The sequence below is a fragment of the Streptomyces sp. SID13031 genome (genome assembly GCF_010548305.1).
In the GTDB taxonomy this organism is placed as follows: Bacteria; Actinomycetota; Actinomycetes; order Propionibacteriales; family Kribbellaceae; genus Kribbella.
This window is the reverse complement of sequence record NZ_JAAGLV010000008.1, coordinates 283371-298217: the sequence shown is the minus strand read 5'-3', so window position 1 is coordinate 298217 and position 14847 is coordinate 283371. Positions and strand designations below refer to the sequence as shown.

Genomic DNA, 14847 nt, shown 5'->3' with positions numbered 1-14847 from the left:
AGGTACACACTCGTCGCGTGTTGCGATTCCGTTACAGGCACCAAAAAACCTGTAACACTCGCGCCGCGATCACGATAGGTCATGATGCCTTGATCGAAATCGCCTCTCGGTAACCGAGTTTGCGCCCGGTCTGCAGCAGCGTCCGCTCGTACAGACGTGCCCCGAGCCGGATGATCAAAACGGTGGTCACCACCAAGATCGCGATAGCCGCCAGCGGCTGCCACAGCGGCACGTTCTCGGTCAGCATCCGCCCGGGCATCGACATCGACGACGCGATCGGGATGAACGACGCCACCGTCTTGGCCTCAGCCCCGGCGAAGGCGGCGAAGAAGAACGGGATCATCAAGATCATCTGCCCCGGCAGCGTCGTCGACCCGAGGTCCTCCTGCCGGGTGGCCAGCGACCCGGCCACTGCCCACAGCCCTGCCAGGGCGACGAAGCCGAGGACGAAGAAGACCACGAACCAGCCCGCGACCGGCGCGACCACCTTCAGGATGTCGGCCTGGTCCGTGACCAGCAACCCGATCAGCGACGCGACCGCGATCACCACGATCTGGCCCAGCGCGAGCACCGTGTTGCCGATCACCTTGCCCCACAGCAGCGCCCGGATCGGGATCGCGGCGGCGAGGATCTCGACCACCCGGCTCTCCTTCTCCTGGACGACGCTCTGCGCGATCATCATCCCGAAGCTGAGCGCGGTGATGTAGAAGATCAGCGCCAGCCCGATGTTGACGAACCCGGCGACGACCTCGGGCAACGGGCCCGGATCGAGCAACCGTTCCTGCAACTGGGTCCCGGCCCGCAGTTGCCCGGGTGTGAGGCCGGCCCGCTCGGCGTTCTGCTCCATCCCGAGGTTGACGGCCGCTTCCCGCAGGTTGCTCTGCAGGTCCGTGTCGATCCGCTGCTTGCCCAGCACCTCGAACCCGTCCTTGCCCGGCAGCAACGCAGCCTCCACGTCACCGTCCTTGACCAGTTGCTCGGCCGCCGCGACATCCGTAGTGCGGGTGGCTTCGTAGCTGTCGCCGCCCTTGATCGCGTCGGCGACGGCGACGATCCTGGCGCCGGAGTCGTCCAGCACCGCGATCTTGTCCTTGCCGCCCACCCCCGAGAGCAGTGCGGGGACGATGGTCGCGGCCAGTACGACGATCAGCATGAACGCCGTCGAGCCGAGGAAGGTCTTGTCGCGGAGCTTCGTACTGATCTCGCGCTGGGCCACCAGTTGCCACGGGTGCCGCAGAGTCTCGTTGTTCATCGGGTCGCCTCCCGGAAGACGTCGCTCAGCGCCTGGCGCTCGGGGGCGAACTCGAGCACCTGCCCGCGGCTCATCGCCTGCTGCAGAATCTGTTGCACAAGGCCCCCATCATCATCGGACGCGACCTCGAAGAGCGCCGTCCCGCCGGCCACGTCGCGCACCTTGATCCCCGGTACGTCGCGCAGCCAGCCCGCGTCGCCACCGACCACCAGCCGGTACGACGTGGTCGGCCCGGCGGCGAGCTCGGAAACGGGGCCTGCGGCAACCACTTTACCGCGGGACAACACGATCAGGTCGTCGCACAGCCGCTCGACCAGTTCCAGCTGGTGGCTGGAGAACAGCACCGGTACCTCCGGGGTTACCTCATCGCGAAGCAGGTCGACCATCGCGTCGACGGCGAGCGGGTCGAGGCCGCTGAACGGCTCGTCCATGACGAGGGCGATCGGCTCGTGCACCAGGGCCGCGGCGATCTGCACACGCTGCTGGTTGCCCAGCGACAGCGTCTCCAGGGTGTCCCCCGCGCGCTCGGTCAGCCCGAGCTGGTTGAGGATCTTGTCGGTCCGCTCGCCGGCCCGCGCCGTTGTCATCCCGTGCAGCCGGCCGAAGAACACCAGTTGCTCGCGGATCTTCATCTTCGGGTAGAGCCCGCGCTCCTCCGGCATGTAGCCGAAGTCCTGGCGCACCTCGGCCGACAGCGGCTCACCATTCCAGGTCACCGCGCCACCGCTGGGCGCGAGCACCCCCAGGATGATCCGCATCGTCGTCGTCTTGCCGGCCCCGTTCGCTCCGACGAACCCGGTCATCCGACCCGGCCGTACGTCGAAGCTGACGTCGTCCAGCGCAAGGTGATCACCGAACCGCCGGGTCAACCCAGCCACGCTCAGCATCCAGCTCACCGTTCCTCTACTACTCCGGCCCCCTGAACCGAACGAACGCTCGATTCACTCCCATCACCAGGAGAGCCACCACGCTAGCGATCCGGCACCCCGAACTACGTCGCCCCGCAGTGTGATCACCGGTCTCATCCGCAGGGGGGACCGGCAACGCCATAGACCGCGCGACCGCCGATAGCGAGGTTCTGTAACCAACCTGCAACAAGCTGCAACCAGGCCCCCACCGGATGCACCTCGTCGTAGGCTCGGCGCTTGGCAGACGAGTCCACGGAGGGGGTTGCGGATGTTGCGAATCCTGCTCGCCGAAGATGTCGCCATGGTTCGCGGGGCGATGGTCGCCCTGATCGAACTGGAGCCGGACCTGAAGGTGGTCGCGGCCGTCAAGAGTGGTGCGGACGTCGTGTCCACGGCCCGGTCCTGCCGGCCCGACGTCGCGGTTCTCAATGTCGACCTTCCGGTCATGGACGGCCTGTCGGCGGCGGCAGAGCTCAGGACCGAGATGCCCTACTGCCGGACCCTCATCCTCACGAACCTGGGCCGGTCCGGAACGGTCAGCCGGGCGTACGCCGCCCGAGTGTCCGGCTTCATGCTCAAAGACTCCCCGCCGGAAGACCTGGCCACGACCATCCGCAACATCGCCAGGGGCCGCCGGGTGATCGACCCGCAGCTGGCCGTCTCCGCGTGGGATTCCGGCCAGTACCCGCTGTCCACCCGGGAGCACGAGGTGCTGCGGCTGACCGCCGGCGGCGCCGACCCGGTGGAGATCGCCTCCGACCTGCACCTGTCGGTGGGGACCGTCCGCAACTACCTCACGAAGATCGTGACGAAGCTCCAGGCCCGCAACCGCGTCGACGCGGTCAAGATGGCCTACGACTCGGGCTGGCTGCCCTAGTCGGACCGCTCGGTCCTATCGCTGGATTGCTGTTCTGGTGAGCAAGCAAGGTCCGAGATGGAGCAGGGCGAAGCGCGCCGCACTCTTGGTCCTATCGACTCTGACGGAGGCGGCCAGTGAGGAACCAGTACTACGAATACCGGCATGTCGTCGGCTTCGAGGAAACCAACGTCGTCGGCAACGTCCACCACGTCAACTACGTGCGCTGGCAGGGCCGGTGCCGCGAGCTGTTCCTGCTCGAGCACGCTCCGGGGGTGCTCGACGAACTGCAGGACGACCTGAAGATGGTGACGGTCAGGTCCGAGTGCGAGAGCCTCGCCGAGGTCGCCGCCTTCGACGAGGTGTCGATCAGGATGCGGCTGGACGAGCTGACCCAGACCCAGATCGGCTTCACCTTCGACTTCGTCCGGGTGCGCGAGGGCGTGGAGGAGCTGATCGCCCGAGGCCGTCAGCGGGTGGCGTGCACGCGTGGCGTCAACGGGGCCGGCACTCCCGCCCAGGTGCCGCCGCAACTCTGGGCGGCGCTGGAGGCGTACGTGGTCGTCCCCGCCACCTACCCCGCGGTCGCTGGTACCGGGGGCAGGGCGTGAGCCTAGCCGGGCGACTCGGCGCCCCGCCCCCGCCTGCCCGGGACACCCGCGGGCTGCGGTCGGTTCTCGGGCGGTTCGCGACCGGCGTCACGGTGGTGGCGGTGGGCGGGGAAGCCCCCAGCGGGATGACCGCGAACGCGTTCACGTCCGTGTCGCTGGAGCCACCGTTGATCCTGATCTGCGTCAGCCGGAAGAGCGCGCTCTGCCCGGCGCTGCAGGAGTCCGGAGAGTTCGCGGTGTCCATGCTGTCCGCTGATCAGGAGGACGTGGCGCGGTACTTCGCCGATCACTCCCGGCCCCGCGGCGAAGCAGAGTTCGGCCCCATCCGCTGGTCGCCCGGACCGGCCACCGGGGCACCGGTACTGGCCGGGGCGCTCGCCTGGCTCGACTGCGCCGTCACCGCCTCGTACGACGGCGGGGACCACACGATCTTCCTCAGCTCGGTACTGGCCAGTGGCGCCGGTTCGGTCGAGGACGCCTTGGTCTTCTTCGGCGGCGATTTCCACCGGCCGCGGCTGTCCGCGCCGGAACAGCTGACGATCCGACCACCCCGGGAGCTGACATGACGGTCGGGAACCGCGCCGATCAGGCACCGCACCACCCGTCGCCGCCCCCCGCGCGCCGGCAGCCCTACCCCGGGCCACCGCCGTGGGCGGTCCCCGGACTGCTGCGCAAGCTCTGGACCGACCGGTTGAGCTTGCTGTCCGATGCGGCGGACGAGTACGGCGATGTGGTCCGGTTCGCCATGGGACCCAAGACCATCTACTTCTTCAACCATCCGGATCACGCCAAGCACGTGCTCTCGGACAACCCCGCCAACTACCACAAAGGGATGGGTCTGGCTGAGGCCAGACGGCGGATTCTCGGCGACGGACTGCTCACCAGCGAGGGCGAGACGTGGCGCCACCAGCGCCGGGTCATCTCCCCGGCCTTCCGCCGGGAGCGCATCGCAGGATTTGCCGGCGTGGTAGCCGACGCAGGTGCCCACCTGACCCAGCGCCTGGAGGCGCAGACCGGAAACGTCGTCGATCTGGCCGCAGAGATGACATCGCTCACGATGGATGTGCTCGGTAAGACTCTGCTCGACGCCGACCTGAGCCCGCTGACCGACCTGGGGCCCGCGTTCGAGGCCGCACAGGAGCAGGCCATGTTCGAGATGGTCACGCTGGGCGCGCTGCCGCTGTGGTTGCCGCTGCCGCGCCACCGCCGGTTCCGTACCGCCCGGCGGCAGATCGAAGACGCGGTGCAGACGCTCGTCAGCACCCGCGAAGACAGCGCGGATACGGCCGGATCCGACATGCTTTCGGTGCTGCTACGTACCGGGCGCGACGAGCAGAACGCCGGCGCCCACCGGCGCGAACTGCGCGACCAGATCGTGACGATGCTCCTGGCCGGGCACGAGACCACGGCCAGCACGCTGTCCTGGGCCTGGTACCTGCTCAGCAGCCATCCGGAAGCGGCCGAGCGGGTACATGCCGAGGCGGTCGCGGTGCTCGGCGACCGCGCCCCCGGCTACGCCGACCTGGCCAGCCTGCCGTACACCACGATGGTCATCCAGGAAACGATGCGCCTCTATCCCCCGGTCTGGGGACTGCCGAGACGGGCCTTGGCCGCCGACGAGATCGGCGGGTACCCGGTCCCCGCCGGCGCCGACGTCATGATCAGCCCCTACACGTTGCACCGGCACCCCGGCTTCTGGCCCGAGCCGGACCAGTTCCGGCCGGAGCGGTTCGCGGCAGACGCCCCGGCCCTCGCACACCGCTACGCCTACATCCCCTTCGGAGCGGGTCCGCGGGTCTGCGTCGGAAGCCACCTCGGAATGCTCGAGGCCACCCTGGTCGCGGCCATGGTCGCGCGCCGCTTTCGGTTCGAGCTTGCCGGGCCGGCCGATCCACAACCCGAGGCCATGCTGTCGCTCCGAGTCCGGGGCGGCCTCCCGCTGCGGGTGCTGCCGGCATGACCACCCACCCCGGAACAACGCAGTACTCAGCCCAGCTCATACCGACGGTGGTCGGGGTCAGCCTGCGGTGCGAGCCAGGGCGGCTCGGAGTCCGGGTTCCCGGCCAGGATCGCTTGCTGGAGCCGCCGCAGCCGTGGACCCGGTTCCATCCCCAGCTCGTCCCGCAGCACGGTCCGCATTCGCCGGTACGTCTCCAGCGCGCGCCCGGCCCGGCCCGAGCGGTACAAGGCAGTCATGTGCAGGGCACAGAAGTTCTCGTTCATCGGGTGCCTGGCCACCAGCATCGTCAGTTCTCCCAGCAGGTCCGCATGACGGCGGAGCGCGAGGTCGGCCTCGATCCGGCGTTCCAGCACGCCCAGTCTGGTTTCCTCCAGCGAGGCCACTTCCGCCCCGAGGATCCGGCCGGCCGGCACGTCCACCAAGGCCGGCCCGCGCCACAGCGCCAGCGCGCTACCCAGCAGTTCGGAGGTGGCCGCCGGGTCCACCGCTTCGGCTGCTCTGCGGCCCGCTCGCGCGAGGCGGTCGAACTCCGTCACGTCGGTCTGACACAGCTGCGCGTCGAGCTGGTAGCCGGAGTGCTTGGTACCGAGTAGGTGTCTGGCCCACTTCTCGTCCCCGGCAGCCTTCGCCAGCTTGCCTCTCAGCTGGAGGATGTAGGTCTGCACGGTGGTGGCGAAACTGCGCGGTGGCTGGTCCCCCCAGAGTTCCTCGACGAGGGTCTGTACCGTGACCACCCGGCCGGCGTTGAGTGCGAGCAACACGAGGATCTGGCGCTGTTTGGGCGCGGTCGGCACCACCGACTGGTGATTCAGGTGCGCGGACAGCGGGCCCAGCAACTGAAGGACTACTTTTCCGCGTTCATCGTCCATCTCGCAGCTCCCAGGGCAGAGGATGATGTGCCGTCCCTCCAGCTTGCGGTGAGCAGGTCCGGCATTCCAGCGACCAGATCACGACCCGGAGGTGAAAAACTCATCTCCGGGCGTGCCGTCGCGAGGTCGCCCGGCGAACAGCAAGTGGGAGGAAGCGGGGCCCGGGCTCTCGCGGCACGGTGGCGGGGTGACCATCGATACCATCCGCGGAGGTGGATGAATGCCAACCCTTTTCGGATCGGTGCGCAGGCTCGCGCTGACCCCCCGACTCGCCGATGTGACCTTCGCCAGAAGGGGCTTCCCAGCTGAGCCGTCCCCTGGCACCCAGCACTTGGAGGCTGTTCCCCAGGCGGTCATCTGCGGATTCGAGTGGGGAATCGACGCCCGGGACCAGTGGGAGGTCGAGCGCCGGCTCGAGCTCGTGGATGTCGAGCTGCGCGGATTCGCCTACGAGGGCGTGACGATGGCCTTCACCGTCCTCGACGCGATGGGACGCGGTCACCGGACCCGCGACCTGCTGCTCGGACCAGGCCGCCCACACATCTTCCTCGCGTACATCGGCATGGGCTTCGCCATGGCCAGACTGCCCAGACCGCTGTGGAAGAAGGCGGTTCCCGTCCTTGACGGCGATCCGTACTACCCCACGATGAGCTGGTTGGCGGTCGACGGCTACGGCTTCGATCGCGCCTACTTCGACACCCCGCGCTGGGTCGACGCGCAGAAGATCCCCGAGCCGTACCCCTGGGAAGGCTCGCCGGACTACTTCCTCCGCGCGGTCGACCAGGGCATCGGGCGGGCCCTGTGGTTCATCTGCGGTGGCCACGCGCCCGATGTCGCCGCCGCGGTGAGGCGTTTCGCCAGCCACCGCCAACCCGATCTGTGGAGCGGCGTAGGCCTCGCAGCAACCTTCGCCGGTGGAAGCGACCAGGACGGCCTGGCCGCCCTACGGCGTGCCGCCGGTGACGATTGGTCACAACTGGCACTGGGTGTGGTTTTCGCCGTGAAGGCACGTTCCTACTCCGGTCTGGTCCCGGACTACACCACCACCGCCTGCCAGACCCTGGCCGACCTCTCCATCGACAAGGCAGTCACCCTCGCCGACGCCACCGCCGTCCATACCCCTGGCTCCGAACCCGCCTACGAACTCTGGCGCCAACGCATCCGGGCCCACTTCGACAACGCCTGACCGGCAGGAATTCGGTTTTCGGCGAACAGGCAAGTGCGAAGGTGCCGCGCCGCGAACCACCGCAGAGCATTGAATTCGGCTAATCCCGCAATGGATGTCAGAGGGCAGGCGGAAATGTACGATTACGTGATTGTCGGCGGCGGCTCGGCCGGGTGTGTGCTGGCGGCGCGGCTCAGTGAGGATCCCGACGTGGAGGTCTGCCTGGTCGAGGCCGGGCCGGCCGACACGTCGCCGAACATCCATGTACCGGCCGGTGCCGCCAAGCTCTTCCGCACACAGCTCGACTGGGACTACGACAGTCACCAGGAGCCGGGTTGCGAGAATCGCCGGATCTATCTTCCGCGGGGCCGCGTGCTCGGTGGTACGAGCTCGATCAACGGCATGATCTACGTCCGTGGTAATCGGCTGGATTATGATTCCTGGCGCCAGCCCGGCTGGAGTTATGACGAGCTGCTTCCCTATTTCCTGCGCGCCGAGGACAACGAGCGCGGCGGCTCCGAATTCCACGGCACCGGTGGACCGCTGGCGGTCAGCGAGAACCGGTCCAGGAATCCCATGTCGGATGCATTCATCGCGGCCGCGATCGCTGCCGGCCATGCGGCCAACGACGACTTCAACGGCCCGGATCAGGACGGCTTCGGGTACTACCAGCTGACGCAGCGGGACGGCATGCGATGTAGCAGCGCCGCCGCCTACCTGGCTCCGGTGATCGGGCGCCCGAACCTCACGATCGAGACCGGCGTCCAGGTGCACCGGGTCGTCATCGAAGGCGGCCGGGCGACCGGGGTCACCGGATGGCGGGCAGACGGCGAGGTCATGATCAGGGCCGCGCGCGAGGTCGTTCTCGCCGCCGGCGCCTACAACTCACCGCAGCTGCTGATGCTGTCCGGTATCGGTCCGGCCGACCTGCTCACCGCGCTGGGCATTCCGGTAGTGGTCGACCAGCCGCTCGTCGGCCAGAACCTGCAGGACCACCCGCAGTTCTGGCTCGTCTACGCGCATTCCCGGCCGGTGAGCCTGCTCGTCGCCGGGGAGCAGCGGTACCAGCAGCAGTTCGCGGAGCAGCACTCGGGCCCGCTGTCGTCCAATGGTCCCGAAGCCGGCGGGTTCGTCCGGTCCCGCCCGGAGCTGCCGGCGCCGGACCTTCAGTTCGTTTCCTTGCCGGTGATGTTCGCTGACGGTGGCCTCGGCTTCCCCAGCAGCCACGCGATCTCGTTCGGGGCGTACGTGCTGCAGCCGCGCAGCCGGGGCAGCGTGACACTGGCGGGTGACGACCCGACGGCCAAGCCGCGGATCACCCACAACTACTACGCCGACGAGGCCGACCTGCGGGCCGCTACCGACGGCGTGCGGGCCGCGCTGGACATCGCCCGGCAGAGCGCGCTCGCTCCTTACACCGAACGGCCGATGAGTGTGCCGGCCTCCGAGTCCGACACCGACATCCGCGACTGGCTCAGGCGTACTACGCAGACGTCGTACCACGCCGCCGGCTCGTGCGCGATGGGTCTGGTCACGGACTCGGAGCTGCGGGTACTCGGAGCCGACGGCCTGCGCGTCGTCGACTCGTCGGTGATGCCGCGCCTGATCAGCGGCAACACGAACGCGCCGACGATCGCGATCGCCGAGAAGGCTGCCGATCTGATCCGGGGCGTGGCACCGCTACCCCCAGCGGTGGCCGCGGCGATGAGCAACTGACGGGGGGGCGCACCGCGCCCCACGGAGCCGCGACATCGAAACCACCACTTGTTAGGGAGGCAGTTCGTGGCGATCTCTCAGGCCGCAGCAGATCTGTCCATTTCGCCAGGCGAACTGGAAGATCTGGACCGGCGGCATCTCATCCACCCGCTCCTGCCGGGCGACCAGACCGACCGGTGCGTCATCGTTCGCGGCAAGGGCTCGACAGTCTGGGACGCCCGCGGCAACGAGCTGCTGGACATGACCGGGGCCGGCAACTGGCTGGCGCAGGTCGGCCACGGGCGTACCGAACTGGGCGAGGTGATGGCGGAGCAGACCTCCCGCCTGGCGTACTTCACCAGCTTCAACGAATTCTCCAACGACCAGTCGATCCAGCTCGCCAAGCGCATCACAGGCCTTGCTCCGGACGGCTTCAACCGGGTGTTCTTCACCTCCGGTGGCTCGGAGGGTGTGGACATCGCGATCAAGGCGGCGCGGCTCTACCACAACCGTCGCGGTGCTCCGGACCGTACCTGGATCGTCTCCCGGCAGATGGGTTACCACGGTTCGACGTACGGCGGCGGCAGCGCCACCGGGTTCGACTTCGTCCATCACGGGATCGGGCCGACCTTGCCGCACGTACGCAAGGTGTCGCCGCCCTTCCCGTTCCATCCGGAGATGTACGGCGGCGAGCAGATCACCGACTTCCTGGTCCGCGAGCTGGAGCAGACCATCGAGGACATCGGCCCGGGCAACGTCGCCGCCATGATCGGCGAGCCGGTGATGGGCGGTGCCGGCGTCGTCGAGCCACCGGCGGACTACTGGCCGCGGGTGCGCGAGGTCCTGAGCCGGCACGGCATCCTGCTGATCGCCGACGAGGTGGTCACCGGGTACGGCCGGACAGGAACCTGGTTCGCCTCGGCCGAGCGCGGCATGGCGGCCGATGTGATCGTCACCGCCAAGGGCATCACCAGCGGGTACGCGCCGCTCGGCGCGGTCCTGATGACCGATGAGATCGGGGCCGCCATCGCCGGCGGCGACGGCTTTCTGCACGGCTTCACCTACTTCGGTCATCCGGTCGGATGCGCGGTGGCGCTCGCCAACCTGGACATCATCGAGAAGGAGAACCTGGTATCCCGGTCGTCGCTCATCGGCCAATGGCTCAGCAAGGGCCTGGCGCCCGCGGCCGAACTGCCGGTCGTCGGCGAGGTACGGGTGACGGGGGCAACGGTCGGCATCGAACTGGTGGCCGACCGGCGCACACGCCAGCCGATGCCGCCGCCGGTCGCCGCCGGCGTGGTCAAGGAACTGCACCACAAGCACAGTGTGATCGCCCGGCCCTATGGTCCGGTGATCGTCATGGCTCCACCGCTTGTCCTGGAGAAGGCCGAAGCGACCCGGGCCACCCAGGCCACCGTCGAGGTGCTGTCTCGGCTCGGCGGGGATGGACAACTGAATTCCTGAGCCGTGGGTACGGCCGGCGCCGGATGGTCGGTGCCGGCCGGCTGCGGCCACCTCAGCGCACTGCGGAAGGAGGCAGAGTGCAGTGCACCGTGCATACCCCGGACGGCCGGTTGCTGGCAGTCGAAGATCGGGGGGATCCGGCCGGCTGGCCGGTCCTCGTCCACCATGGAACGCCGAGCTCCAGAAGGGCGGCCTTCTACGGCCCGTGGGTGCGGGATGCCGCCGACCATGGGCTGCGGCTGATCAGCTACGACAGACCAGGCTACGGAGATTCCTCGCCTGCCCCCGGCCGCACTGTCGCCGGCACCGTCGCCGATGTCCGCGCGATCTGCGCTGAGCTGGGCATCGAGCGCCTGGTGACCTGGGGCTACTCGGGCGGCGGCCCGCACGCGCTGGCGTGCGCCGCCCTGCTCCCGGACCTGGTGACAGCTGCCGCATCGCTGGCCGGGCTGGCGCCGTTCGACGCGAGCGGCTTTGACTGGTTCGCCGGCAAGCACCCCGACGACGTCGAAGACACCCGCTTGTACCTCACCGACGAGGTCTCGGCCTGGAAGCAGATGAACCAGTACCGCAAGGAGTTCCTCATCGCGTCGGCAGGCCAGGCGGCCCCGGCGCATGAGTCGGTGCACCCGCAGGACGACGCGGCAGTCATGCGGGGCGGGTATCACGGGTTCATGTATTCCTGCACGAAGGCCGGGCTGGCGCCGGGCAGCCTGGGATGGTGGGATGACAACAGCGCCCACCTGAGGCCGTGGAGCTTCGACCTCGCAGACATCGCTGTCCCTGTCCTGCTGATGCACGGCCGGCAGGACATCCTCGTGCCGCCCGGCCACAGCGAATGGCTGGCCAAGCACATACCCGGCGTCGAGATGCGGTTGTTCGACGCCGACGGGCACGCGACGCTGGCGCAGAATCACGTACCCGAGGTCCATGCGTGGCTCTCAGAGAAGAGATAGCGCGGCAGCTACAGCGTCCAGGTCGGCCTTGATCGTGAATGCCGCGCCAGGCCGCTCCACAGTGACCGGGGCGGTCGGCAAGTTCGCCCCGGTCACCCAGGCAACTACCGTCTCGCCAGGAGTGACCAGACCTGCTGCGGACGCTCGACGGAGACCAGCGACAGCGGCAGCTCCGGCAGGTTCGCTCGCGAGCTGCGCCGCGTCAGACAGCAGATTGACCGCGTCCAGGATCTCGGCGTCGGTGACAGTGATGAAGTTGCCGTCGGCAAGGCGTACCTCCTCGATGGCCCAGTCACCGACGACCGGCTGCGGCACCTCAATGCCGTCGGCCACCGTGCCTGGCCACTGAGCCGGCGCCCGCGCTCCGTGCCACTGCCAAGCCAGCGGTGCACAGCCCTGCGCCTGCACCGCGATGATTCTGGGAACCTTGGCCAGTACTCCGCAAGCGACGAGCTCGCGGAATCCTTTGGCTGCGCCGATCAGTGTCGTGCCGTCACCAACCGGCAGGACCACCACGTCTGGCATCCGGGCGCCAAGCTGCTCCCAGACCTCGAACGAGACCGTCTTCTTCGCCTCGACGGTGAGCGGACTGACCCCGGTGCAGCGGTCCAGCCAGCTGAAGTGGGCGGCCGCGCGCCGGGAGAGATCGAACGCGGCGCGGTAGCCTTCGCGCACCCTGAACACAGACGCCCCCATCGCCGTCATCAGCTCGACCTTGGCCGGTGCGCAGTCGGCGGGGACGAAGATGATGACGGCCATCCCCGCGGCCGCACCACCAATAGCCGTTGAGACAGCGGCGTTGCCGGTCGACGCGGTCGACACGGCCTTGACGCCAAGCCGCAGTCCTTGGTCGATCACGAGCGCCGTCGCGCGGTCCTTGTTGGAGGCGCTTGGCCCGGTCGTCTCATCCTTGAGCCACAGCCCCGGCAGCCCGAGCCGCTCCCGAAGTTCCCCGGGAGCGCGCAATGGCGTGCCGCCCACCGGCAGCGGGTAGCTCGTCGGCTCGTCAGGCCGTGGCAGCAGACCTTGGTACCGCCACATGCCGGCCCCGGAGTCTGGGCCTGGCAGGAGCGAACGGCCGTAGTCATATGCGTAGGTCTCGTGTCCGTGTGCGCCGGACTCCAGCCATGCCTCACCCATCGGTGCCTCCTTCAGTCCCCGAGAAAGTCCGCTACCGCAACGGTGCGCGGGTCGCCCTTCGCACCGTTCAGCACGATGGCGCCGACCGCGAGGTCGAGAACACCGAGGCCGAACGGCGAGAACACGACAGGTTCCTGCGGCCGCGGTTCACACTTGCCGAGCAGGACGCCGGCGAGAGTTCCCGTGACGAATTCGCGCCCGCCGGACAGCTGCTCGGCCAGATGTGGTGAGGTCAGTGCGCGCAGGCAGTGGTCCACGTCGTCAACGATGTTCTGCGCGGCCAGCAGGGTCTGCGGGTGGATGTCGCGCAAGGAGATGTTGAGGACGGTCTGTCCTGGCCGGAACCGCAGGGTCTCCGGTAGGTAGGGCTCACCCGCGGTCGTTGCGAAGACGACCACGTCGCAGTCGAGCGCGGCCTCCAGCTCGACAGCTTCACCAGACTCCGGCCAGTGCCTGCCCGCGTAACCGACGAACTCCTGAGCTCGTACGGCGACGAGATCGTGGCACACGAATCGAGTGACCGGCAGCCGCGTGTGCTGGAGGAAGTCCGCGATGGTGCGAGCGATCACGCCGGTACCGACGAAGCCGAGACTGACCGGGCCACCCTGGGGTCGGAGGGCGCGTACGGCCAGCGCGGCTGACGCAGCGGTCCGCGCAGCGCTGATGTGAGACGCCTCGAGGCACGCCACCGGTCGGCCGGTGCGGTAGTCGTTGAGCAGCAGAACGGCTGACGCCCGCGGCAACCCGAGTTCGTGATTGCCTGGAAAGCTACTGATCCATTTGAGCCCGGGCATCCCGACGCCGCCACCCAGGTAGGCCGGCAGAGCGATGATCCGGCTTGACGGCTTGTCCGGGAACCGCAGGAAATGGCTGGGTGGGTTGACGGAGTCCCCTCGGTGATGGGCCAGATAGGCCTCCTCGACCGCCGCCAGGACGGCATCGCGGGAACTGCCGAGCGCATCGACGACGACCGCCTGCGGTACGACCTGGAACATTCGGACTCCTCACCACTGAGCCGGCACGAGGCCGACGCCCGGAAAGTGATCAGCTACCCAGTCCTCCGAGTAGATGGTGTCGAGATACCGCTCTCCGGTATCCGGTGAGATGGCCACCACCGGCTCCCCGTTGCGGAGCGTGGGCGCCAGCCGGCGTACTGCGGCGAGCACCGTGCCGGTGGAACCGCCGACCAGCAGTCCGTAGCGGCGCGCCACCGTATGGCACGCCGAAACCGCTTCTACTTCAGGCACGACGACCCGCTCGTAGTCGCCGTCGTCGACCAGCAGTTCGGGATGCAGGCTTGCGCCCAGCCCGGGGATGAGGCGCGGGGCACCTTGACCGGTGAACAGGATCGAGCCCTCGGAGTCGACGGCGATGATCCGGGTGGCCGGGCGGTGCTCGCGGAAGAACTCCAGGCAACCCATGAGCGTGCCGGAGGTACTGACCCCGATGAGCACGGCGCCGACCTCGGGAAGCTCTTTGAGGATGCTCTGGGCGGTATGCCGGTAGTGGGCGGAACTGTTGGCCTTGTTTGCGTACTGGTTCGGCCAGAACAGCTTCCGGTCCCGCAACAGCGCGGCCCGGATGTAGTCGAGCCGGGTCTGCAGGAAACCGCCGTTGGCATCCCGCTCGGTGACCACTACGACCGTGGTGCCTTGCGCCTGCATCGTGCGCAGGGCGGCGGTGTTGGTGTTGGGATCGGCCACGATCGTGAGGCCGATTCCCCTGCTGGCACACAAGGTGCCGAGCGCGATGCCGAGGTTGCCGGACGACGATTCGATCAGCCGGTCGCCGGGACCGATCCCGAACCTGCTGACCAGGTCTTCGATCAGTGAGACGGCGGTCTTCAACTTGATCGACCCGGCCGGGTTCAAACCCTCCAGCTTCAGGTTCAGCTCGACGCCGGGGACGAACCCGGCCAGGTCCAGAAAGATGTCGTCGGTGACGATGTCGGACGCGGCGCCGAAGATCATC

Annotated in this window: 14 protein-coding genes; 8 read left to right on the top strand and 6 right to left on the bottom strand. The window is 68.4% G+C overall.

Features of this window, described 5'->3' with window-relative positions:
- Positions 1-79: 79 nt before the first annotated feature.
- Together G3I17_RS18400 and G3I17_RS18395 are read right to left on the bottom strand one after the other, a co-directional pair.
- Positions 80-1252: an ABC transporter permease gene (locus G3I17_RS18400; protein ID WP_164597810.1), complete on the bottom strand. Its 1173-nt coding sequence runs from the start codon at positions 1250-1252 to the stop codon at positions 80-82.
- Positions 1249-2139: an ATP-binding cassette domain-containing protein gene (locus G3I17_RS18395; protein ID WP_164597947.1), complete on the bottom strand. Its 891-nt coding sequence runs from the start codon at positions 2137-2139 to the stop codon at positions 1249-1251. Before G3I17_RS18395 ends, G3I17_RS18400 begins: the two co-directional genes overlap by 4 nt.
- 289 nt (positions 2140-2428) lie before the next feature.
- Here G3I17_RS18395 and G3I17_RS18390 point away from each other — a divergent pair, with 289 nt between their 5' ends.
- From G3I17_RS18390 to G3I17_RS18375, 4 genes are all read left to right on the top strand, one after another.
- Positions 2429-3037: a response regulator transcription factor gene (locus G3I17_RS18390; protein WP_164597808.1), complete on the top strand. Its 609-nt coding sequence runs from the start codon at positions 2429-2431 to the stop codon at positions 3035-3037.
- Positions 3038-3153: 116 nt separating this feature from the next.
- The gene (locus tag G3I17_RS18385; RefSeq protein ID WP_164597806.1) at positions 3154-3627 is read left to right on the top strand and encodes an acyl-CoA thioesterase; all 474 of its coding nucleotides are present in this window, start codon (positions 3154-3156) and stop codon (positions 3625-3627) included.
- On the top strand, positions 3624-4193 hold the full coding sequence (locus G3I17_RS18380) for a flavin reductase family protein (protein ID WP_164597804.1): 570 nt from the start codon (positions 3624-3626) through the stop codon (positions 4191-4193). The genes G3I17_RS18385 and G3I17_RS18380 overlap by 4 nt, the downstream gene beginning before the upstream one ends.
- The gene (locus G3I17_RS18375) at positions 4190-5587 is read left to right on the top strand and encodes a cytochrome P450 (RefSeq protein WP_164597802.1); all 1398 of its coding nucleotides are present in this window, start codon (positions 4190-4192) and stop codon (positions 5585-5587) included. Before G3I17_RS18380 ends, G3I17_RS18375 begins: the two co-directional genes overlap by 4 nt.
- A gap of 26 nt (positions 5588-5613) precedes the next feature.
- On the opposite strand, the gene G3I17_RS18370 is transcribed toward G3I17_RS18375, so the two are convergent.
- Positions 5614-6456, bottom strand: a complete 843-nt coding sequence (locus G3I17_RS18370) for an AfsR/SARP family transcriptional regulator (RefSeq protein WP_164597800.1) — start codon at positions 6454-6456, stop codon at positions 5614-5616.
- A gap of 220 nt (positions 6457-6676) precedes the next feature.
- Here G3I17_RS18370 and G3I17_RS18365 point away from each other — a divergent pair, with 220 nt between their 5' ends.
- The 4 genes from G3I17_RS18365 to G3I17_RS18350 all read left to right on the top strand — a co-directional run bounded on the left by G3I17_RS18365 (position 6677) and on the right by G3I17_RS18350 (position 11736).
- Positions 6677-7642 carry a DUF1702 family protein gene (locus tag G3I17_RS18365; RefSeq protein ID WP_164597798.1) on the top strand — a complete coding sequence of 322 codons (966 nt, stop codon included), beginning with the start codon at positions 6677-6679 and terminating at the stop codon, positions 7640-7642.
- Positions 7643-7756: 114 nt separating this feature from the next.
- Positions 7757-9337 (top strand): GMC family oxidoreductase N-terminal domain-containing protein, encoded by a 1581-nt coding sequence (locus G3I17_RS18360; RefSeq protein ID WP_164597796.1) that lies wholly within the window; start codon positions 7757-7759, stop codon positions 9335-9337.
- Between the two features lie 66 nt (positions 9338-9403).
- Positions 9404-10780, top strand: coding sequence for an aspartate aminotransferase family protein (locus tag G3I17_RS18355; RefSeq protein WP_203590390.1), 1377 nt, complete (start codon positions 9404-9406; stop codon positions 10778-10780).
- A 77-nt stretch (positions 10781-10857) separates the two neighbouring features.
- Entirely contained in the window at positions 10858-11736 is an 879-nt protein-coding gene (locus tag G3I17_RS18350; RefSeq protein ID WP_164597794.1) for an alpha/beta hydrolase, read from the top strand.
- On the opposite strand, the gene G3I17_RS18345 is transcribed toward G3I17_RS18350, so the two are convergent.
- From G3I17_RS18345 to sbnA, 3 genes are read right to left on the bottom strand one after another with little or no spacing between them, the layout of a single operon-like run.
- A complete protein-coding gene (locus G3I17_RS18345; protein WP_164597792.1) occupies positions 11722-12876 on the bottom strand; it encodes a pyridoxal-phosphate dependent enzyme in 1155 nt (384 codons plus the stop codon). The two genes, G3I17_RS18350 and G3I17_RS18345, sit on opposite strands and share 15 nt — an antisense overlap.
- Before the next feature lie 11 nt (positions 12877-12887).
- Complete coding sequence (sbnB, locus tag G3I17_RS18340) at positions 12888-13871, bottom strand: 2,3-diaminopropionate biosynthesis protein SbnB (protein ID WP_164597790.1); 984 nt, start codon at positions 13869-13871, stop codon at positions 12888-12890.
- A 9-nt stretch (positions 13872-13880) separates the two neighbouring features.
- Positions 13881-14846, bottom strand: coding sequence for a 2,3-diaminopropionate biosynthesis protein SbnA (gene sbnA, locus G3I17_RS18335; protein ID WP_164597788.1), 966 nt, complete (start codon positions 14844-14846; stop codon positions 13881-13883).
- Between the last annotated feature and the right edge of the window lies 1 nt (position 14847).